The organism is Pseudomonas marginalis (assembly GCF_008692035.1).
Lineage (GTDB): Bacteria > Pseudomonadota > Gammaproteobacteria > Pseudomonadales > Pseudomonadaceae > Aquipseudomonas > Aquipseudomonas marginalis.
This window is the reverse complement of record NZ_VTFG01000001.1, coordinates 642,460-661,374: the sequence shown is the minus strand read 5'-3', so window position 1 is coordinate 661,374 and position 18,915 is coordinate 642,460. Positions and strand designations below refer to the sequence as shown.

22 protein-coding genes, 1 tRNA gene and 2 pseudogenes are annotated in these 18,915 nt (G+C 58.7%); 13 read left to right on the top strand and 12 right to left on the bottom strand.

The annotated features are described in order from the left end of the window. Positions 1–126: 126 nt before the first annotated feature. The 7 genes and pseudogenes from FX984_RS02755 (at position 127) to FX984_RS33065 (ending at position 5,652) form a co-directional block, all read left to right on the top strand. The gene (locus tag FX984_RS02755) at positions 127–909 is read left to right on the top strand and encodes a transporter substrate-binding domain-containing protein (protein ID WP_146476312.1); all 783 of its coding nucleotides are present in this window, start codon (positions 127–129) and stop codon (positions 907–909) included. 52 nt (positions 910–961) lie between these two features. Then, entirely contained in the window at positions 962–1,690 is a 729-nt protein-coding gene (locus FX984_RS02750; RefSeq protein WP_027606623.1) for an ABC transporter permease, read from the top strand. Further along, positions 1,687–2,397 (top strand): ABC transporter permease, encoded by a 711-nt coding sequence (locus FX984_RS02745; RefSeq protein ID WP_027606622.1) that lies wholly within the window; start codon positions 1,687–1,689, stop codon positions 2,395–2,397. Before FX984_RS02750 ends, FX984_RS02745 begins: the two co-directional genes overlap by 4 nt. Positions 2,398–2,449: 52 nt before the next feature. Further along, positions 2,450–3,211, top strand: coding sequence for an ABC transporter ATP-binding protein (locus tag FX984_RS02740; protein ID WP_027606621.1), 762 nt, complete (start codon positions 2,450–2,452; stop codon positions 3,209–3,211). A 12-nt stretch (positions 3,212–3,223) separates the two neighbouring features. Continuing rightward, positions 3,224–3,727 (top strand): Lrp/AsnC family transcriptional regulator, encoded by a 504-nt coding sequence (locus FX984_RS02735; protein ID WP_146476493.1) that lies wholly within the window; start codon positions 3,224–3,226, stop codon positions 3,725–3,727. Between the two features lie 32 nt (positions 3,728–3,759). Continuing rightward, positions 3,760–4,794, top strand: a pseudogene (locus FX984_RS33070) (HAMP domain-containing protein); the annotation flags it as partial. A gap of 93 nt (positions 4,795–4,887) precedes the next feature. Continuing rightward, the gene (locus FX984_RS33065; protein ID WP_371263382.1) at positions 4,888–5,652 is read left to right on the top strand and encodes a methyl-accepting chemotaxis protein; all 765 of its coding nucleotides are present in this window, start codon (positions 4,888–4,890) and stop codon (positions 5,650–5,652) included. Between the two features lie 28 nt (positions 5,653–5,680). Here the strand turns inward: FX984_RS33065 and FX984_RS02725 are convergent, their stop codons facing one another. From FX984_RS02725 to FX984_RS02715, 3 genes and pseudogenes are all read right to left on the bottom strand, one after another. Beyond that, the gene (locus FX984_RS02725) at positions 5,681–6,316 is read right to left on the bottom strand and encodes a LysE family translocator (protein ID WP_027606619.1); all 636 of its coding nucleotides are present in this window, start codon (positions 6,314–6,316) and stop codon (positions 5,681–5,683) included. Positions 6,317–6,530: 214 nt separating this feature from the next. Continuing rightward, a pseudogene (locus FX984_RS32635) lies at positions 6,531–6,653 on the bottom strand (transketolase family protein); the annotation flags it as partial. Between the two features lie 523 nt (positions 6,654–7,176). Beyond that, a tRNA-Leu gene (locus FX984_RS02715) sits at positions 7,177–7,263 on the bottom strand. A 251-nt stretch (positions 7,264–7,514) separates the two neighbouring features. On the opposite strand from FX984_RS02715, the gene FX984_RS02710 reads away from it, so the two are divergent. After that, positions 7,515–7,952 carry a hypothetical protein gene (locus FX984_RS02710; protein ID WP_223841591.1) on the top strand — a complete coding sequence of 146 codons (438 nt, stop codon included), beginning with the start codon at positions 7,515–7,517 and terminating at the stop codon, positions 7,950–7,952. Positions 7,953–8,046: 94 nt separating this feature from the next. Beyond that, positions 8,047–8,238, top strand: coding sequence for a DUF2188 domain-containing protein (locus FX984_RS02705; RefSeq protein ID WP_092357922.1), 192 nt, complete (start codon positions 8,047–8,049; stop codon positions 8,236–8,238). A 45-nt stretch (positions 8,239–8,283) separates the two neighbouring features. Here FX984_RS02705 and FX984_RS02700 read toward each other — a convergent pair whose 3' ends face one another. Further along, complete coding sequence (locus FX984_RS02700; protein WP_146476314.1) at positions 8,284–8,565, bottom strand: hypothetical protein; 282 nt, start codon at positions 8,563–8,565, stop codon at positions 8,284–8,286. A gap of 196 nt (positions 8,566–8,761) precedes the next feature. On the opposite strand from FX984_RS02700, the gene FX984_RS02695 reads away from it, so the two are divergent. Further along, positions 8,762–9,220: a GFA family protein gene (locus FX984_RS02695; protein ID WP_146476315.1), complete on the top strand. Its 459-nt coding sequence runs from the start codon at positions 8,762–8,764 to the stop codon at positions 9,218–9,220. A 2-nt stretch (positions 9,221–9,222) separates the two neighbouring features. Here FX984_RS02695 and FX984_RS02690 read toward each other — a convergent pair whose 3' ends face one another. The 8 genes from FX984_RS02690 to FX984_RS02655 form a co-directional block, all read right to left on the bottom strand. Continuing rightward, complete coding sequence (locus tag FX984_RS02690) at positions 9,223–9,750, bottom strand: DinB family protein (protein WP_027606614.1); 528 nt, start codon at positions 9,748–9,750, stop codon at positions 9,223–9,225. A gap of 94 nt (positions 9,751–9,844) precedes the next feature. Beyond that, positions 9,845–10,666, bottom strand: coding sequence for a hypothetical protein (locus FX984_RS02685; protein ID WP_146476316.1), 822 nt, complete (start codon positions 10,664–10,666; stop codon positions 9,845–9,847). 19 nt (positions 10,667–10,685) lie between these two features. After that, a complete protein-coding gene (locus FX984_RS02680; RefSeq protein ID WP_027606612.1) occupies positions 10,686–11,033 on the bottom strand; it encodes a DUF2493 domain-containing protein in 348 nt (115 codons plus the stop codon). Positions 11,034–11,098: 65 nt separating this feature from the next. Beyond that, on the bottom strand, positions 11,099–13,813 hold the full coding sequence (gene mgtA, locus FX984_RS02675) for a magnesium-translocating P-type ATPase (protein ID WP_146476317.1): 2,715 nt from the start codon (positions 13,811–13,813) through the stop codon (positions 11,099–11,101). A 725-nt stretch (positions 13,814–14,538) separates the two neighbouring features. Continuing rightward, on the bottom strand, positions 14,539–15,150 hold the full coding sequence (locus FX984_RS02670) for a LysE family transporter (RefSeq protein ID WP_092357932.1): 612 nt from the start codon (positions 15,148–15,150) through the stop codon (positions 14,539–14,541). An 84-nt stretch (positions 15,151–15,234) separates the two neighbouring features. Continuing rightward, positions 15,235–15,720: an arsenate reductase ArsC gene (locus tag FX984_RS02665; protein ID WP_092357934.1), complete on the bottom strand. Its 486-nt coding sequence runs from the start codon at positions 15,718–15,720 to the stop codon at positions 15,235–15,237. 13 nt (positions 15,721–15,733) lie between these two features. Then, positions 15,734–17,017 (bottom strand): arsenic transporter, encoded by a 1,284-nt coding sequence (locus tag FX984_RS02660; protein ID WP_027606608.1) that lies wholly within the window; start codon positions 17,015–17,017, stop codon positions 15,734–15,736. A 19-nt stretch (positions 17,018–17,036) separates the two neighbouring features. After that, positions 17,037–17,393: a metalloregulator ArsR/SmtB family transcription factor gene (locus tag FX984_RS02655; RefSeq protein ID WP_027606607.1), complete on the bottom strand. Its 357-nt coding sequence runs from the start codon at positions 17,391–17,393 to the stop codon at positions 17,037–17,039. A gap of 176 nt (positions 17,394–17,569) precedes the next feature. Between FX984_RS02655 and FX984_RS02650 the strand changes: the two genes are divergently transcribed. The 3 genes from FX984_RS02650 to FX984_RS02640 all read left to right on the top strand — a co-directional run bounded on the left by FX984_RS02650 (position 17,570) and on the right by FX984_RS02640 (position 18,860). Continuing rightward, positions 17,570–17,785 (top strand): hypothetical protein, encoded by a 216-nt coding sequence (locus FX984_RS02650; protein ID WP_025856028.1) that lies wholly within the window; start codon positions 17,570–17,572, stop codon positions 17,783–17,785. 71 nt (positions 17,786–17,856) lie between these two features. After that, on the top strand, positions 17,857–18,552 hold the full coding sequence (locus FX984_RS02645; protein ID WP_027606606.1) for an AzlC family ABC transporter permease: 696 nt from the start codon (positions 17,857–17,859) through the stop codon (positions 18,550–18,552). Then, entirely contained in the window at positions 18,549–18,860 is a 312-nt protein-coding gene (locus FX984_RS02640) for an AzlD domain-containing protein (protein WP_027606605.1), read from the top strand. Before FX984_RS02645 ends, FX984_RS02640 begins: the two co-directional genes overlap by 4 nt. Positions 18,861–18,915: the final 55 nt, after the last annotated feature.

Here is an 18,915-nt window from a genome sequence, read left to right as displayed (position 1 = left end):
AAGTCGTCGTACTCAGGTAACGTTCAAGTCGAGACGCAGGTCTCGCTAAATAATAATGAGTGTCACGGTTAATGCTGACAGATGTTTACTGCCCTTAATCCAACTACAATATCTAGGGATGTAATTATGATTTCGCTAAAGAAACTGTATTTAGTAATGGGCTTGGCGTTGTGCACAAGTGCAGTGTCTGCCAAGGAATACTCCACCTTGCGTTTCGGCGTAGATGCCAACTACGCACCGTTTGAGTCCAAGGCCGCCGATGGCAGCCTCAAGGGATTTGATATTGACTTGGGCAACGCGATTTGCGCCAGGCTTTCAGTCAAATGCATCTGGGTGGAAAGCGATTTTGATGGCCTGATTCCGGGCCTCAGGGCCGGCAAGTTCGACGGCATCCTGTCATCCATGACCGTGACGGCCACTCGTGAAAAAGCCATTGATTTTTCAAACGAGCTTTTTTCCGGGTTCACGTCCTATGTGTTCAAGAAAGGTTCGGGCCTGAGCACAGATGTGGTGTCACTCAAAGGCAAAACGGTTGGCTATTTTCAAGGCAGTATCCAGGAAGCCTACGCCAAGGCCGTGCTGGACAAAGCCGGGGTAAAAATCCAGTCCTATCAGAACCAGGACCAGGTGTATTACGACCTGGTAGCGGGGCGGCTGGATGCATCCCTGCAGGATGCGCTTCAAGCTCAACTGGGTTTTATCAACTCACCCCTGGGCACTGATTACGAAATGAGCCCATCGGTAGAGAGCCCTTATCTTCCCTCCAAGACAGCCATCGGCATCGCCAAGGGCAATGCAGAGCTCAAGGCCCTGCTGGATAAAGCGATCCAGGCCCTTCACGACGATGGCACCTATGATTCGATCCAGAAGCAGCACTTTGGCGATCTGAATCTTTACAGCGGTAAATAACCACCCGGCGCTCGTCCGCTGGATGGGCGTTTTTCGCTATAGGTTGTTGATCATGTTCGAAACACTATTAGGCGCATTGGGGCTGTCTGCATTCAGCTTGCAAGGCTTCGGCCCACTGCTGCTCGAAGGCGCCTGGATGACCGTCAAGCTGTCCCTATCCGCCCTGGCGCTCAGCGTATTGCTCGGGCTGATTGGGGCCAGCGCCAAACTGTCCAGTCTTAGGCTGCTGCGCCTGCCAGCGCAGCTCTACACCACGCTGATTCGTGGGGTGCCCGATCTGGTACTGATGCTGTTGATTTTCTATAGCCTGCAAACCTGGCTGACGGTCATCACGGTGGCGTTGGGCTGGGAGTACATCGAAATCAATCCCTTCGTCGCAGGAATCATCACCCTTGGGTTTATCTACGGCGCCTATTTCACCGAAACTTTCCGCGGCGCCATGCTGGCGGTACCCCGTGGCCAGGTTGAAGCTGCTACCGCCTACGGGTTAAGTCGCACACAGCGTTTTCGCTTCGTGGTGTTCCCGCAAATGATGCGGTTTGCCTTACCGGGTCTTGGCAACAACTGGATGGTGATTCTCAAAGCCACCGCGTTGGTGTCGATCATTGGCCTCGCTGATTTGGTAAAGGCTGCCCAGGACGCAGGAAAAAGCACCTACCAATTGTTCTTTTTCCTGGTACTGGCTGCACTGACCTACCTGATCATCACCAGCGCCTCCAATTTCATCCTGCGCTGTCTGGAAAAATACTACGCCGCCGGTTCACGGGAGGCGGTGCGATGATCGAACTACTGCAGGAGTACTGGAGGTCATTCGTCTACAGCGATGGCCAGCAAATCACTGGTCTGGCCATGACATTGTGGTTGCTCAGTGCATCGCTTTTCATCGGATTTATCGTGTCTATCCCACTGTCCATCGCACGCGTGTCGTCCAGGTTTTATGTGCGCTGGCCGGTGCAGTTTTATACCTACCTGTTCAGGGGTACACCGCTCTATATCCAGCTGCTGATCTGCTACACCGGGATCTATAGCCTGGCCGCAATACGTGCTCAGCCTGTGTTGGATGCATTCTTTCGCGATGCGATGAACTGCACCATTCTTGCCTTCGCGCTGAACACCTGCGCCTACACCACGGAGATATTTGCCGGGGCTATTCGCAACATCGCCCATGGGGAGGTCGAGGCTGCAAAAGCGTATGGCCTCTCTGGATGGAAGCTCTACGCGTTTGTGATTATGCCGTCAGCCTTGCGTCGGTCGCTGCCGTATTACAGCAACGAGGTGATCCTGATGCTGCACTCGACCACTGTGGCATTCACCGCCACGGTTCCGGACATTCTCAAAGTCGCCCGTGACGCTAACTCTGCGACCTTCTTGACCTTTCAATCGTTTGGGATTGCGGCGCTGATTTACCTGGCGGTGACCTTTGCGCTGGTCGGTTTGTTCCGAATTGCCGAACGTCATTGGTTGGCTTTCTTAGGGCCGACTCACTGAGTCCTGTGTCTGACAGGGCCGCTCCCGAACTGCTTAGAGGAAGATTGCGAACATGTACAAATTGACGGTTGACGGGCTACACAAAAGTTACGGTACCCATGAAGTACTCAAGGGTGTTTCCCTGCAAGCCAAAACGGGCGATGTCATCAGCCTGATCGGCGCCAGTGGCTCGGGGAAGAGCACGTTCCTGCGCTGTATCAATTTCCTCGAAACACCCAACGACGGCGCCATGAGTTTGGATGGCAAGCAGATCTGCATGGTTAAAAATCATGCAGGATTACGTGTGGCGGATGACCGCGAGCTGCAACGGCTGCGTACCCGCTTGGCCATGGTCTTCCAGCATTTCAACCTGTGGGGACACATGACCGTGTTGGAAAACATCACCATTGCCCCGCGGCGGGTGCTAGGCGTCAGCAAAAAAGACGCAGAAGATCGTGCCCGGCGGTACTTGGATAAAGTCGGCTTGCCTGCCCGTGTTGCCGATCAGTTCCCTGCGTTTCTTTCCGGAGGTCAACAGCAGCGGGTAGCGATTGCCCGTGCCCTTGCCATGGAGCCCGAGGTCATGCTGTTCGACGAACCCACCTCGGCGCTCGACCCAGAGGTGGTGGGCGAGGTGCTCAAAGTCATCCAGGGCCTTGCTGAAGAGGGGCGCACCATGATCATGGTGACCCATGAAATGGGGTTTGCACGCAAAGTGTCAAACCAGCTGCTGTTTCTTCACCAGGGACTGGTTGAAGAGCAGGGCGGACCTGAGATCCTGGATAATCCCAGAAGTGAACGTCTGCAGCAGTTTCTCTCCAACGGGCTGAAGTGAAATACCTTGGCTATGACCAGCGGAAGGAAGATCCACGGGCCCCCGGAGTGTTTGGGACGCATCGACGAGGCCATCGTCGATGTACTGCGCCGTAACGGGCGTATTACCTATAAAAAACTTGCCTCGCTGGTGCACTTGAGCGAGAGCCCTTGTCAGCAACGCGTTCGCAAGCTGGAGAGGCTGGGCGTCATCCGCGGCTACGGGGCATTCATTGACGAGCATAAGCTATCGCCCGGTTTGTCACTGGTGGTTCTAGTGACACTGGCTGAGGGCAGGGGAAGCAACACGCAAAAAGCATTTGAGGCCCTTATCATTGCTTGCCCGCAAGTCATTGAGTGTCACCTGGTGAGTGGTGCGCTTGATTACTGCCTGCGGATACGCTGCCGGGATATGGAGCATTTCCGATCAATCACTGAATGCTGGTTTGAGAGCACTGAACTGCACATCGAGAAACTGGTGGCCTATCCACAGTTGGCCGTCATCAAGCCGTCATCAACGCACCTCGGTATCGAATAACAATTACAACACCCCAAGCCTATGGATAAACCATGATGATTGCGAACCTGAAGTTCAGTCATAAGGTATTGCTTGCGGCATCATCCGTTGTTGTCGCAGCGTTTTCGCTTTTTACGCTTTACAACGACTCGATTCAACGCAAAACCATCCGAACGAACCTTGAAAACCACCTCGAGGAAATGAGCAAGATCACTGCTGCAAGTGTTCAGTCCTGGCTCTCCGGGCGAATACTTCTGGTTGATCATGTTGCCCAGACGGTTGCCAATGATCCCGCGTCGCAACACATCACGCGGCTGCTGGAGCAGAAGTCGTTGCTCTCGACGTTCACCTTCACTTATCTAGGCAGTCGTGACGGCAGTTTCGTCATCAGGCCAGAGGACGATCTACCTGCTGATTATGATCCTCGCACCCGGCCTTGGTATACCGACGCAATGGCTGCCGGAGGGACAACGCTGACCGAACCTTACCTGGATGTGACGACAGGGCAACTGATGATGACCATTGCAACGCCGGTCAGTCACGATGGCCAGGCGCTTGGGGTGGTAGGCGGGGACCTGACACTTGAGACGCTGTCGACCATAGTCCGCTCGCTCGACCTGGGTGGAATGGGCTATGCCTTTCTGGTCAACGCAGATGGCAGGGTGCTGGTTCATCCCGAAAAAGAACGGGTGATGAAGCAATTGAACGATATTTACCCGCTGAACACGCCATCCCTTAGCTCTCATATCAGCGAGACGGAGCAGGACGGAAAACCTCAAGTTTTGATGTTCTCGCCGATCAAGGGACTGCCTTCGGTGAACTGGTATATCGGTTTGTGCATCGACAAAAGCAAAGCTTATGCGGCACTTGATGATTTTCGCACTTCCGCCATTTTATCGATGATTGTTGCCGTGGCGACCACGCTGCTTCTGCTGGGGCTGCTTATTCGCGTACTGATGCGGCCCCTGAGATTGATGGGTACAACCATGCGGGATATCGCCCAGGGAGAGGGCGACCTTACCCGCCGCTTGGGTGCACACTCGAAAGATGAGTTCGGAGAGTTGGCCGCAGACTTCAACCTTTTTGTGGAGCGCATCCAGCGCTCAATACGTGAGGTGTCTTCTGCCACCGAGCACGTCAATGAAGTGGTCAGGCACGTAACGCAGACCTCCAGTGCCTCCATGGCAAACTCGGACGACCAGGCCAATCGCACCAACAGTATTGCGGCCGCGATTAACCAACTCGGCGCGGCGGCCCAGGAAATCGCGCGTAACGCGGGTGATGCTTCCCTCCAGGCGTCGGATGCCCGGTGCCAGGCTGAAGATGGTCGTGAGGTAGTGACCCAAACGATAAATGCCATGGGCGCGCTCTCGGGGAAAATCCGCACGTCATGCAGCAACATAGAAGCGCTGAATGGTAAGACGGAAAATATCGGGCGGATTCTTGAAGTCATCAAAGGCATTTCCGAACAGACCAACCTGTTGGCACTTAATGCCGCAATCGAGGCCGCGCGGGCGGGTGAAGCCGGGCGTGGGTTTGCTGTTGTAGCGGACGAGGTCCGCAGCCTGGCTTACCGCACTCAGACCTCAGCCCAGGAGATCCATTCAATGATTGCAGAGCTTCAGATGGGCGCACGTGAGGCGGTACTCACCATGAACGAAAGCGAGCGCTACAGTAAGGACGGTGTGATTATCGCCAACCAGGCCGGTGAGCGGCTGGGCAGTGTCAGTCAGCGCATCGGCGAGATTGACGGAATCAACCAGTCGGTAGCGACAGCAACGGAAGAGCAAACTTCAGTTATCGACTCACTGAACATGGACATCACCGAGATCAAAACCCTCAACCAGGAAGGGGTGGCAAACCTGCACGCCACACTGCTTGCCTGTGATGATCTTGAACGACAAGCCACACGACTCCAGCAGTTGGTGGATGGCTTTCGAACATAGGCCATCCCCCACAGAGGGAAGCGTTAAATCAGGTGCGGGAGAGTAGAAGCTTAAAACCTGCGGCGCCAAAGACCAACGCAAGGGTGCCTTCAATCCATCGACGCGCCCTGCGATAACCCCGAATCATCGGCGCCGTAGAGAAAACGATCGCATAACCGCAGAAAATAGAAATGCTCAACACGGCACAGCCAGCCAGGATGATCATAACTGTTTCAGGTGTCGCTTGTGGTCCCAGACCGAGCGTCATCGTGGCGATCCAACCCAGTAAAGCCTTTGGGTTGGTCAGGTGCATAAGCAAGCCCCGCCGATAGAGGCCAAAACCCGAGATAGGCGGTGCTGCGGCCAGCGCTTTCTCAATTTTCTCGTCAGGTGTCAGGGCAGAACGTCCCGCTTTCAGGGCTAGGAACAACAAGTATGCTCCGCCGACGATCTTGAGTACGAAGAGTGCCTCTGCGAATTGAAGCAGAATGGCCGAGACGCCTGTGGCGGCCATTGATCCCCAAAAAAAAGAACCACTGATGACTCCGGCTGCAAGCATCAGCGCAGGTTTTCTGCCTTGGTGCATGGCAACGCCCATGATTCGCATGTTGCTGGGGCCAGGGCTGGCAGCTCCCACAATGTAGGCTGTGAATACCAGCAGTAAGTGGTGCAGATCAAATGACATTGTTAGCCTCTGGAAGAATGCATGGCAGCCAGCAGCTTAAGTGGTTCCAACGTGCACGTCATTCCATCAGTTGCCCAAATCTGACCCGTTCTCCTCTAGTTCTTCTCGGAAATTTTTTGTTCGGAACAGCCTTTTCAGGCATAACGCTTACCCCAAAACAGACTGTCGGTGTTCAAGGGGGATGATTCAGCCCCTGCAGTTTTAAATCCTATGATCAACCCTTGATCTGCACGCGCACAGCATGGGTAGAAATACCGTAGCGATCGTGTAACGTCGGAAGCGCACCAACATCGAGAAACGTGCCCTGCAACACTATTTGTCTGAACGTCGGCGTAACCTGGCGTTAAAGGCTCTCAGGGTCGCCGAAGAACATTTTGACAGGGCTCTAGGGCGGTGTTTTCAGGTCGATAAAGCTTTTTTGGCCCCATTCGCACCGAATGTGCGAGCGATCGCGGATGGCGATCTCCGACGGACTCCAGGATGGCAGTGGCTGGTATTCAGTGCGCCTTCGTATGCTGTTGAGCAACCCGTATCTGGCAAACGGAATCGTCCCGGATTCTTTAGATAACTTGCAAGCTTTTCCACCGTTGGCTTGCACTAAGAGAGAGACCTTCTCCATCAAAAAGGTTATAAGCGCGGTCTCGCGGTTTGGCTGTTCGAAAAGCTGCGTCAGGTAGAAGAGTTGTAGTGTGCGACATAAGGGTACTACCTATTATCGAACTGACCTGTACCCCAGATCTTCCCCTTAAAAATGCCGGAATCACTTGGAAACCAACGGAACGCCATAAACGAAAAAACCCGCCAAGTGGCGGGTTTTAAAGGGTTCCATGGACTTTACTGGCTGTCAGTGGAACTAGAGATGGTGCCCGAACCCGGAATCGAACCGGGACGCCCTTACGAGCGGGGGATTTTAAGTCCCATGCGTCTACCAGTTTCGCCATTCGGGCGGTAGCGCGTTGTTGCAGGGTTGGGAATATATAGATCCAGGCGCTTCGACGCAAGGTCGGGCTGCCGCTTTCTTGCATGGACGGCGTATGAAAAAGCTTGGCAGATCAGTGATCTACATCGGCTTTAACAGGCGAACCAGAGGATTCCTACTGCACGGGAACAAGCGGCATAAATGACAGTCATAGCGATATGCCATCCCGGCCGTCTGGAAAGGAATCAGTTGATGCTCAGTGTTCACAGGCGCTATTGGATGGTTATTGCAGGTGTCGTGGGATTGTTGGCCGGTACGGCACAGGCTGGGAGTGCGGTGAAGTGGGGGGATTTCAGCGCGTCAGGCGGTGACCGGTTGACGGGGGCTTCGCTGGAGGCGGGCAACCAGTATGTGTTGAAGGCGTCGAGCATTTCGGTGGGGGATATTGAACAGCTGCAGGCTGCGCAGAAACGTACCGAGAGTGAGGTACAAGGCCTGAAAGGCAAGCTGGAGGGGCAGGACCGCGCGTTCGATGAGTTCAAGCGCAGGGACGGTTCGAGCGCCAGTTCCAGTGACAGCCAGTTGGCGAGCCTCAAGCGCACGGTCGAGGATCAGAACAGCACGATCGAACGGCAGAAAAACGACATCGACGGTTTGAAGCGCAGCCTGGATGATCTCAAGCGCAGCCTGGATACCTTGAGCAGCAAGGTCAAGTAGCCTGGCCGCCGCGACATGCGGTCAGTCATGAGCCTGGATGCGGGTGTAAGGTAGGGCGTGCAACGCTGGGAAATCTCAGGAAAGCGAGGTGACTATGAGCGCTCCACTGCTGAAGAAGCTGCACCTGAATGGATACGACATCGTGCAGGTCAATTTCGGGCCATGGCGGGTGTGTACGCCCCAGGATCGGCTGGCGTCCTTCAATTCCCGTGAACAGGCACTGGCGTATGCCGCCACGTTGCCGGGTTACCAGGCACGCAACAGGCCGATGTCCAATGATGATTGATTGAAAACGAAGCCCCGGTTTGTCCGGGGCTTCTGCGTTTCTGGCTTATACGAAAGGCTGTGCGCCGAAGCCGCGGGGCAGGCGTTGTCGCCCTGGCAGGTCGGTCAGGCGCTGCGTCCAGGCACTGCGCCAGTCGGTGCTGGTGTGTGTCTTGGCCTGGCGTGAAGCGCGGCGTGCGGCGTTGCGCTGGTTGCGGCGCGCTTCCTTGTAGGCATCGGTGTTGCGGCAGGTGCGGCACTTGACCCGATTCAGCTCGGTGCTGGAGGGCAGGTTATTGCCGTGATGGCCGCAGGCCAGATGCCCGGCAACCTTGAAGTGAATGACCATGTAAGCGTCTCCTTCTTATTGGGTACGCACATCGGTAAACCCACAATGCACGCGGGGAGGGCGGGGCTGAAAAATCCCGGCACCTGAAGTTAGGACCCCATGGGCGCAGTGGCGTTCGGTTTTGCCCCCGGACCTGTTCAACACCCCCGCCTCGGCGCTACCCTGCCACGCCACTGATCATGAAAAGGAGTGTGTGATGAGCGTCGAAACCCTGCCCCTGGAAGGCAGTTGCCGTTGTAACCGGGTGCGCTTCAGCGTGAGCCAGGCGCCGGTGATTACCATGGCGTGCCACTGCACCGGCTGCCAGAAGATGACCGCCAGTGCGTTCTCCCTCAGTGCACTGGTTCCCGCCAGCGCGTTCACGGTGACCCAGGGCTGCCCGGTGGTCGGCGGCCTGCACGGGGTCGATCGTCACTATTGCTGCCCGCACTGCATGAGCTGGCTGTTTACCCGCCCCCATGGCATCGATGAGTTCGTCAACGTGCGTGCGACGTTGTTGGATAATGCCGCGGAGTACGTGCCCTTTATGGAAACCTGGACCCGCGAAAAACTGGCCTGGGCTACCACGCCGGCAGTCGAAAGCTTCGAGCGGTTGCCGCAACCCGAGGACTTTGCACGGTTGCTGCAGGCCTATGCCGAATTCAGCGCTCGCTGAGTTCAGTCAATCAAGGCGAGCAGGTCCGTATCGCCCACGTCCTGCCCGGCCTGGGTCAGCAGCGTGGTGGCCTGGCCTCGATGGTGGGTCTGGTGATTGAAAAAATGCACCAGCAGGGCGCCGAACGGCTTGCTGGCCGCCGCGCCGCGCATGTTGTGGTAGTGCAGGCGATGGTCGAGGTCGGGTTCGCGCAGGGTGTGTACCCAATCGATGATCAATTGGTCCAGCCAACGCCGCCGGGCGGCGAGTTCATCCAAGTCGGTGAACGCCAGTTGCTTGAGGTCCGACGGCGCGGCGAAGCTGTTCAGCGGCGCCAGCGCCGCGTAGCCGGCGGGGTGCAGGGCAAAGCGTTTGAGCCAGACGGTGTCGCCCAACGTGAGATGGTTGAGCGTGCCGAAGACCGAACCGAAAAACGCTTGGCGGTCCACGCGCAACTCATCGTCCGTAAGCCTGGCAGCCGCGTCATAGACCTTGTGGTTCATCCACTGGTTGTAGGTCGCCAGCAGCGTCATTTGTTCGATACGGTCCACGTGCTTTACCCCTCGTTGGCAATGGTGCCGCCATCATAAGGCAATTACCTGGACGACCCGCCACGGCAACTGCACCGGGAGCAGCAGGCCAGGCCTAAAACCTGAGCGTCGCACCGGTGGTCAGCCATTGATTGCGTTCACCGCCCAGGTCGCGCCCGAGCACCAGGTCGACGTCGACAAATTCCCCGAGGTGCAGGCGCGGCCCTGCTTGCCAGGCCTGGTCACCGCCTTCCTGGCCGTAACGTTCAGCGATCAGCGTAAGGACATCCATCAGTTGATACTCGACGCCGGTGCCCCAGGTCAGGCGCTGGGTTGGCTCGCCGTCGTTGTAGGCATGGGCCCAGCCGGTATTCAGGTTCAAGCGCAGGGGTGCCAGCGGTTGCCAGGTCAAGGGGAGGGTGAAGTCGGCGCCGTCGAACCCGTGTCGTCGATCAAGGGCAAGATGCGCCCCGGCGGAGATCGCCATTTCCAGCCCCAGGTCTTGCCGTGACAGCACCTGCGCCTTGAGTTGCGGACTCACCTGGGTCTCGCCCCGGCCTGCGCTGTCGGCCCGTGACAGCGCCGCGCCCCACTGCACCGAAGGCAGTGCGCTGAATGTGCACGCGGGAGACAGCGTTGCCGTGTGCGTGTTGCCGGCGTGCCGGTCGGCGCTGTACCAGGCGTCGAGATTGCAGGCACCCGGTGCGTTGATTGCGCCGTCATCGACCACATAGGCGCCACCGGCGGCATGGGCCTTGGACACCAGGGCGATTAACAGGATCGAACCCAGGGTGATACCGATAAACAGCAGGTTGCGCCGCAGCGCTCGCTGTTTTGCCGGCGGCAACAGCAGCAGGGTCTGGCGCGCGCCGCGATAGTGCCGCGCACGGTATTTGGCAAACCCGTCCGGGCGCTTCGGGGTGTGTTTGTTGTGCATGATGCACCTCGCTTGAATATCAGTTCTCTACGCTCAGCACCGAAATGCCGCTGGCCCTGGCCTGGCAGACCAGCTCCGACGTGTCGTCACCACCTGGCAGCGCGATGACCACATCCGCGCGGCTGTCGGTCAGCATGAAATGGTTGCGCTGGCGCTCCGCCTGCTTGCCGTGGCGTTGCCAGTTGGGCGGGTAGCGCACCACGTCGATGCCGAGTTCCCGCGCCCAGTCCTCGATGGCGCTGCCGAGGAACTGGTTGCCGCCGTGAATCAGCACCTGCACCGGGCGCAGGCGGTGGTAAGCGTCCAGCACTTGGCGGGACTTTTTGCAGTCGGCGTAATGACGACCGGCACAGATCAAGACGCGCATGATCCTATTCCTTGTAATGCACGGTGGCGGCCGGGCGACCGCCACCGTTTAAACGGCGGGGGAACTCAGTACCACTGCTTGAAGCGGCGGATGTAGAGGGTTTTCATCAGTTGGGCCACGCAGCAATAGCTGAGCAGCGTGCCGACCAGCCACGGGAAGTACGCCAGCGGCAGCGGTTGCAGGCCTACCAGGGCGCCCAGGGGCGAGAACGGTACGTAGATGCCCAGCGCAATCACCACTCCGGTCATCATCAATACCGGCCATGCGGCCGTGCTCTGGAAGAACGGAATCTTGCGGGTGCGCAGCATATGCACCACCAGGGTTTGCGAAAGCAGGCCCTCGATAAACCAGCCGGACTGGAACAGGGTCTGCATTTCCACGCTGTTGGCGGCGAACACGTACCACATCAGGGCAAAGGTGGTGATGTCGAAGATCGACGAGGTCGGCCCGATCCAGATCATGAAGCGGCCGATGTTCCTGGCGTCCCACTTGCGTGGTTTGGCCAGGTACTCCTTGTCCATCTTGTCCCACGGCAGGGCCAACTGGGAGATGTCGTACATCAGGTTCTGCAGCAGCAGATGGATCGACAGCATCGGCAGGAACGGGATGAATGCACTGGCCACCAGCACCGAAAACACGTTGCCGAAGTTGGAGCTGGCGGTCATGTTCAGGTACTTCATGATATTGCCGAAGGTTTCGCGGCCTTTGAGCACGCCTTCTTCCAGCACCATCAGGCTCTTTTCGAGCAGGATGATGTCGGCCGATTCCTTGGCGATGTCCGTGCCGCTGTCCACCGAGATACCCACGTCGGCATCCCGCAATGCCGGTGCATCGTTGATGCCGTCGCCGAGGAAGCCGACGGTGTGGCCGTTGGCTTGCAAGGCCTTGAGCACCCGGGATTTCTGCAGCGGCGTGAGCTTGGCAAATACCGTGCGCTCCTCCACATGGCGCGCCAGGGTGGCGTCGTCCATAAGCTCGATCTCCACCCCCAGCAGCGGCCGGCCTGGCTCGAGGCCGACCTGGCGGCAGATCTTGCTGGTGACCACGGCGTTGTCGCCGGTAAGGACTTTGACCGCCACGCCGATCTGCTGCAGGGCTGCAATCGCCGCGCCGGCGGTTTCCTTGGGCGGATCGAGGAAGGTCAGGAAGCCCTGGATCACCAGGTTGCGCTCATCGGCGGTGGTGTACTGCTGGCGGGCCAGGGCCTTGGGAATGTTGCGCGTGGCCACCACCAGCACGCGGAAGCCGTCTTCGTTGTAGTCATTGGCGATCGCCAGCAATTCCTCGCGGCGGCGCTCATCCAGAGGCACTGCACTGCCGGCCTCCATCACGTGGGTGGCAATGTCCAGCATCTCCTCGACGGCGCCTTTGCACACCAGCAGGTGGTCGTGGGCAGCGTCCTTGACCACGATGGACAGGCGACGGCGTACAAAGTCGAACGGCAATTCATCGACCTTGCTGTAGGCAAACGGCACCTGGAACCTGGGGTTCTGCTCCGAGAACTGCACCACGGCCTGGTCCATCAGGTTTTTCATGCCGCTCTGGTGGTAGCTGTTGAGCCAGGCCAGGGACAGCACCGCATCATCGCGCTGGCCGAAGGCGTTGACGTGATGCTCGAGGATGATCTTGTCCTGGGTCAGGGTGCCGGTCTTGTCAGTGCACAGCACGTCCATCGAGCCGAAGTTCTGGATCGCGTTGAGGCGCTTGACCACTACTTTGCGCTTGGCCATCGCCGTGGCGCCCTTGGCCAGGTTGGCGCTGACGATCATCGGCAGCATTTCCGGGGTCAGGCCCACGGCGACCGCCAGGGCGAACAAAAATGCATCGCCCCAGTCGCCCTTGGAGAAGCCGTTGAGGAAGAACACGATCGGTACCATCACCAGCATGAAGCGGATCAGCAGCCAGCTGACGCTGTTCACCCCGCGATCGAATGCGGTCTGTACCCGGGAGCCGACAATCGCCTTGGCCAGGGAGCCAAAGTAGGTGCGCGGCCCGGTCGCCACCACCACGGCTTTGGCGCGGCCGCTGACCACATTGGTGCCCATGAAGCAGATGTTCGGCAGGTCCAGCAGGTTGCCCTGGTCGGCGGCTACCGGCCCGGCGGATTTTTGCGTGACGTCGCCGAGGGTGTCGTACTTCTCCACCGGCAAGGCTTCGCCGGTGAGCACCGCCTGGCTGATAAACAGGTCGCGGGACTCGATCAGGCGGATGTCGGCAGGGATCATGTCACCAGCCGACAACTGCACGATATCGCCGGCCACCAACTCGCGCATCGGCACTTCGCGCAGGGTGGGCTGGCTGCCCACTTGCTCACGGCGCAGCACCGTGGCAGTGGTGCGAACCATGGCTTTCAAGGCTTCGGCGGACTTGGCCGAACGGTGCTCCTGCCAGAAGCGCAGCAGGCTGCTGAGCAGGACCATGGTCATGATAATGACGACCTTGGTGGGGTCGGCTTCCTCGCCGTCCTGCATCGGCAGCCAGCAGTCGGTGAAAAAGCTGATGCCGCCCAGGGTCAGCAACACGTAGATGAACGGGTTGTTCAGGGCCTGCAGGAATTGCACGATGGCGTGAGGCGGCTTGTCATGAGCCACTTCGTTGTGGCCTTCCCGGTGCAGGCGGGCAGTGGCGTCCAGTTCGGTCAGGCCATCCTGGGTGGCGCGTACGTTGGCCAGGGTGGCCGACAGGCCGTTGTGGGCTTCGCGGGCGGCACGCATCGACAGTTTGGTGTCGCTGGCGGTGCCGGTTTTCTTTTGCAGTGGCGTGTTTTTTACGGCGCTCATTGTCTGTGCTCCTGTCGCCAATTCTCGACAAAACATACCCGGTACTTGCCTGAATACAGGCGAGCGAAAGCATGCCGAGTCGCTGACTTCGCGATCGGTTTAAATAAGATGCTTGGATAACTTCTACTGGCGCGTTAGTTATAAGGCGCGCAGCGAACTACAACTGGAAAGTTTCATAAAGAACTCCAGGGACTTGATCAGGAAGTTATTGTTTCAGCGGGATTGAACGGCGCGGGCGCTCTGCACTATCCCAGGCTGAAAAGCGGCGGTCTCTGCGGGTCTTTGGGGGAGGGGGCAACGCCGGGCGTGCGTCGTGGCAGAAAAACCACGCGGGCATGGCAACGCTTGGCTCGCAAGGCTGCGGCCAGTGTGGGTACATCGGGCAAAGCAAGGGTTGGGAAGGTCATAACACACCTCGGGACCGGACGGGCGACCGGCGAGGCAGTTACGGCGGAGCATCAAGCTCCAGCGCAGCTTACCGGACCGGGGAGGCGAGTCCTGTCATGTTCTGGATTGGGCGCCCGATGCCCGCCAGGGCGGTGCTCGGACAGCGACTGGATACTGTGTCCATTGGCTTCTTTTGTGAGGGTTAAAAAAGGCCCCAGTTGCGGGCAGGGGCAATCTACTCAGGCAGTTACAAAATGTCAACGTATGATTAATTAAATAGCCCGGTGTTCAGAGTTCATTCAGACAAGAGACACTCGAAAGTTACCCGATATATAACTTCATACGCCCTGTGCGGCGAGAACGGCCAGATAGATCAATACCAACCCGCAGGCGCCATAACTGATGCGTTGCCACATGGGCGATGCATTCTTGCGCAGCAGGTTCACCAGTGCGGCGATCAGAAAACATGACAGCACCGAAGCCAACATGAAGCCGGCGAAAAACATCAGCGTCTGCCCATGGCTGGGCGTAGCGCCGACGATGCCTGACAGCGCGCTGCCCAGTGCCCCCCAGTAGACGATGTTTTTCGGGTTGGCCAGGGAAATCGCCGCACCCACGGCCAGCGCGTTTTGCCGAGTACTGGCCGGCGCATCATCGGCTTCGGGCAAGTGCCAGGCGTCGATCAGGCTGCGTACGCCCAGCCACGCCAGGTACAGCGCGCAGATGATCGTCAGCGGCACGCGCACGGTGTCATGTTGGATCAACAGTGCGATGCCGGTGAGGCCGATCACCGCCCACACGGCATCGCCTACCAGCGAGCCAAACTGCACAAGCAGGGCTGGCGTAAACCCGTGCAGCAAGCCACGGCGCAAGGTCTCCGCCAGCACCGCGCCGGGGGAGAGGCAAAACACAAAACCGAATACCAGTGCGTAAAAAAAGATCGTCAGCATGCCCGCGTCCTTTCAGGAAAGTGCGAGAGCATACGCTGGCAGAGGGCTGGGAATCCATATCGCCGCAGCGGATCCATCCAGCCGTCAGGGTGTGTTCATGTCCAGCAGCGCTATGCGCTCGAGTTCGACCTTCAGCTCGCCAGGGCTGAGGCGGGCAAAGGGCAGGGCGAAAAACGCCCGGCAACGGCTGGCGATGGTCTCCAGCGTGGCATCGAATGCCGCCTGGATGCTGGCCTGGTCACCTTGAACGTCCGAGGGATCTGCCAAGCCCCAATGCGCCTTCACCGCCGGCCCGAAATACACCGGGCAGGCTTCGCCCGCCGCCTTGTCGCAGACGGTGATGACCACATCCGGCGGGCTGCCTTCAAACGCATCATTGCCCTTGCTGTACAAGCCTTCGGTGCGGATACCCGCTGCCTGCAACGTGCTCAGGCTGCGCGGCAGGACCTGGCCCTTGGGAAAGCTGCCGGAGCTGATCGCGGCAAAACCCTGGGGGGCCAGGTGGTTGAACATCGCCTCGGACAAGATGCTGCGACAGCTGTTGGCGGTGCACATGAACAGGACTTTCATTGCGGTTTCTCCGTTAGATGCTCAGGCGCAACGCGAGGGCGGCGAGGGTGATCAGCAGCACCGGCAAGGTCAGCACAATCCCGACCTTGAAGTAGTAGCCCCAGGTGATGGTGATGCCCTTGCGCGCCAGGATATGCAGCCACAACAGGGTGGCCAGGCTGCCGATGGGGGTGATTTTCGGGCCCAGGTCGCTGCCGATCACGTTGGCGTAGATCATCGCGTCCTTGACCACGCCCACGGCATGGCTGGATTCGATGGACAGCGCACCGATCAGTACCGTCGGCAGGTTGTTCATCGCCGAGGACAACAAGGCCGTCAGCACGCCGGTGCCCATGGCCGCACCCCATACGCCGTAAGTGGCAAAGGTATCGAGCCAGGTCGCCAGGTAGGTGGTGAGGCCGGCGTTACGCAAGCCGTAGACCACCAGGTACATCCCCAGGGAAAACACCACGATCTGCCACGGGGCTTCCTTCAGCACCTTGCGCGTGGAGATCTTGTGGCCCTTGGCGGCGATCACCAGCAGGAGCACGGCGCACACCGCGGAAATCGCGCTGATGGGAATGCCCAGGGGTTCCAGGGCAAAGCAGCCGATCAGCAGGATGCCGAGCACCCACCAACCGGCGCGGAAGGTGGCGCGGTCGTGGATCGCGCTGGCGGGGTCTGCCAGGTCGGCGGGGTCGTAGGCCTGGGGAATATCGCGGCGGAAGAACCACAGCAGCACCGCCAGGGTGGCGGCGACACTGACGACGTTGACCGGCACCATGACCGCGGCATATTCGTTGAAGCCGATCTTGAAATAGTCCGCCGAGACGATGTTCACCAGGTTCGACACCACCAGCGGCAGGCTCGCCGTGTCAGCGATAAACCCCGCGCCCATCACAAACGCCAGGGTCGCCGCCGGCGAAAAGCGCAGCGCCAGCAGCATCGACATCACGATGGGGGTGAGGATCAGCGCCGCGCCGTCGTTGGCAAACAGCGCCGACACCAGGGCGCCGAGCAGCACCATATAGGCAAACAAGCGCCGGCCACGCCCGCGCCCCCAGCGCGCCACATGCAGTGCCGTCCAGGCAAAGAACCCGGCTTCGTCCAGCAGCAGGCTGATGATGATCAGTGCGACAAACGTCCCGGTGGCATTCCAGATGATGTGCCAGACCGCCGGGATATCCGCCAGGCTGATCACGCCACAGGCCAGTGCCAGGATCGCGCCCATCGTGGCGCTCCAGCCCACTCCGAGACCCTTGGGCTGCCAGATGACCAGGACGATGGTGAAGATAAAAATGGCGACTGCGACAAGCATGAATTAACGCTCCGGTGGCTCAGCAGCAGGTGCTGTCTCGTTGTGGTCTGTCGCCCATGGCATCCAGACGCTGTGTGTCGTTGTGCAGCCATGGCTGGTTGGCTTGCAGGGTGACGTCCAGCACCTGGGTCACCCAATCGGGCAGTGCCGGGTTGACGCGGTAGTAGATCCATTGGCCCTGGCGACGATCCAGCAGCACACCGCAACTGCGCAGTTGCGCCAGGTGGCGGGAGATTTTTGGCTGGCTGTCGTCCAAGGCATGGATCAGTTCGCACACGCAAAGTTCGCCTTCACGCTGAATCAATAGCGTCAGGCGTGCGCGAGTGGCGTCGGCCAGGCATTTGAACAGGGTGGGCGGTGTAAGGGGTTCCGACATGACCATTGCCTACATACATATGGAAATTCGAATATACGTATATCCATATGTTTTGGTCAAATCCTGTTTCAATTGATATGGATCAAACCTCGGGAAAACTGCCACAAGTGATTGAAATTAAAATGAAACACGAATGTCCTAAAGTGCCTCCCCATTGCTGATGAAGGAAGACCCGCGTGACCCGTGCCACTCGCAACCTGCGCAAAACCCTGGATTCCGTCGCGGAAAATAACGAAACCGCGGCATTCGACCTGATGCGTGCCGTTGAAAAGCTCGGCGATGAAGTGCTGCGCCAGCGCTTGCTCAACACCATTCACCGGCTCAACCAGGACGCTCACGAACTGCGTGAAGCGCGGGACTCGGTGGAGCAGGTGTCGGTCAGGCTCGCCTGAGCAAGATCGTTCAAGACAAGCTCCATCCTACGCTGGCATGCTTGTGGACTGTCTGTCGATGAGCCGTTTCCATGCCTGCTGCCTTACCTCATTACGCCTTCGCTCGCGGTGCAATCGCCGTCATTCCCCTGTCCCTGGCCTGTGCACCCTGGGGGCTGCTGGCCGGTTCCATGGCCATCGATGCGCAATTCACGCCACTGCAAGCCCAGGGCTTGTCCGCCATTGTGTTTGCCGGCGCTGCGCAGTTGGTCGCCATTGGCATGGTCAAGAGCGGTGCGAGCCTGATTTCCATCGTGTTGACCACCTTGCTGCTGACCTCCCAGCACCTGCTGTATGGCATGCACCTGCGCCCGATTCTGTCGCCGCTCAAGACCCGCTGGCGCATGAGCCTGGGCTTTCTGCTGACCGATGAGTTCTTTGCGCTGGTCAACCACTATGACCGTGAAACCTTCAATCGCTGGTACGCCCTGGGCGTTGGCCTGACGTTTTATATCGCCTGGAACCTGTTCACCCTGGCCGGTATCGTGCTGGGCAAAAGCATCCCAGGCCTTGATCAGTTGGGCCTGGAGTTCTCCATCGCCGCCACCTTTATCGCGCTGATCACCCCGGTGGTACGTGATGTGCCAACGGTGGTCTGCGTGGCGGTGTCGTTGTTGTTTTCGGTATGGCTGAGCTTCCTGCACTGGGAGTCGGCGGTGGTGGTGTCGGGTGTGCTCGGCATGAGCGCAGGGTTTTTCTGCAAACGCCTGGGGGTTGGGCAGCGATGATTTACCTGATGATTGTGGCCATGGGCCTGGTGGTTTTTTTCAACCGTTATCTGTTTATCGAGCCGCGCCTGCCGGTGCGCCTCAGCCGTGGGGCACGGGAGTTTCTCGGGTTTGCGGTGCCGGGCATGCTCACGGCGATCTGCGGGCCGATTATTTTCCTGGCTGATCACCAGCTCAACCTGAGCCCGGCCAATCCGTACTTGCTGGCCGGTATCTGCGCCGTGGCGCTGATGTTCTGGACGCGCAACGTATTGATGACCGTGCTGCTGAGCATGGCGTTGTTCTACCTGTTTCGCTGGTGGCTCTGAAGCGCAGGCGAAAAAAAGCCCGCGGGAGGGCGGGCAGAAGGACACTTCTAAAAAT

Coding starts and splice junctions, on each gene's coding strand:
- FX984_RS02755 (WP_146476312.1), top strand. CDS start 127: ATGATTTCGCTAAAGAAACTGTATTTAGTAATGGGCTTGGCGTTGTGC.
- FX984_RS02750 (WP_027606623.1), top strand. CDS start 962: ATGTTCGAAACACTATTAGGCGCATTGGGGCTGTCTGCATTCAGCTTG.
- FX984_RS02745 (WP_027606622.1), top strand. CDS start 1,687: ATGATCGAACTACTGCAGGAGTACTGGAGGTCATTCGTCTACAGCGAT.
- FX984_RS02740 (WP_027606621.1), top strand. CDS start 2,450: ATGTACAAATTGACGGTTGACGGGCTACACAAAAGTTACGGTACCCAT.
- FX984_RS02735 (WP_146476493.1), top strand. CDS start 3,224: ATGACCAGCGGAAGGAAGATCCACGGGCCCCCGGAGTGTTTGGGACGC.
- FX984_RS33065 (WP_371263382.1), top strand. CDS start 4,888: ATGGCAAACTCGGACGACCAGGCCAATCGCACCAACAGTATTGCGGCC.
- FX984_RS02725 (WP_027606619.1), bottom strand. CDS start 6,316: ATGTCATTTGATCTGCACCACTTACTGCTGGTATTCACAGCCTACATT.
- FX984_RS02710 (WP_223841591.1), top strand. CDS start 7,515: ATGGTTATTGCAGGTGTCGTGGGATTGTTGGCCGGTACGGCACAGGCT.
- FX984_RS02705 (WP_092357922.1), top strand. CDS start 8,047: ATGAGCGCTCCACTGCTGAAGAAGCTGCACCTGAATGGATACGACATC.
- FX984_RS02700 (WP_146476314.1), bottom strand. CDS start 8,565: ATGGTCATTCACTTCAAGGTTGCCGGGCATCTGGCCTGCGGCCATCAC.
- FX984_RS02695 (WP_146476315.1), top strand. CDS start 8,762: ATGAGCGTCGAAACCCTGCCCCTGGAAGGCAGTTGCCGTTGTAACCGG.
- FX984_RS02685 (WP_146476316.1), bottom strand. CDS start 10,666: ATGCACAACAAACACACCCCGAAGCGCCCGGACGGGTTTGCCAAATAC.
- FX984_RS02680 (WP_027606612.1), bottom strand. CDS start 11,033: ATGCGCGTCTTGATCTGTGCCGGTCGTCATTACGCCGACTGCAAAAAG.
- mgtA (WP_146476317.1), bottom strand. CDS start 13,813: ATGAGCGCCGTAAAAAACACGCCACTGCAAAAGAAAACCGGCACCGCC.
- FX984_RS02670 (WP_092357932.1), bottom strand. CDS start 15,150: ATGCTGACGATCTTTTTTTACGCACTGGTATTCGGTTTTGTGTTTTGC.
- FX984_RS02665 (WP_092357934.1), bottom strand. CDS start 15,720: ATGAAAGTCCTGTTCATGTGCACCGCCAACAGCTGTCGCAGCATCTTG.
- FX984_RS02660 (WP_027606608.1), bottom strand. CDS start 17,017: ATGCTTGTCGCAGTCGCCATTTTTATCTTCACCATCGTCCTGGTCATC.
- FX984_RS02655 (WP_027606607.1), bottom strand. CDS start 17,393: ATGTCGGAACCCCTTACACCGCCCACCCTGTTCAAATGCCTGGCCGAC.
- FX984_RS02645 (WP_027606606.1), top strand. CDS start 17,857: ATGCCTGCTGCCTTACCTCATTACGCCTTCGCTCGCGGTGCAATCGCC.
- FX984_RS02640 (WP_027606605.1), top strand. CDS start 18,549: ATGATTTACCTGATGATTGTGGCCATGGGCCTGGTGGTTTTTTTCAAC.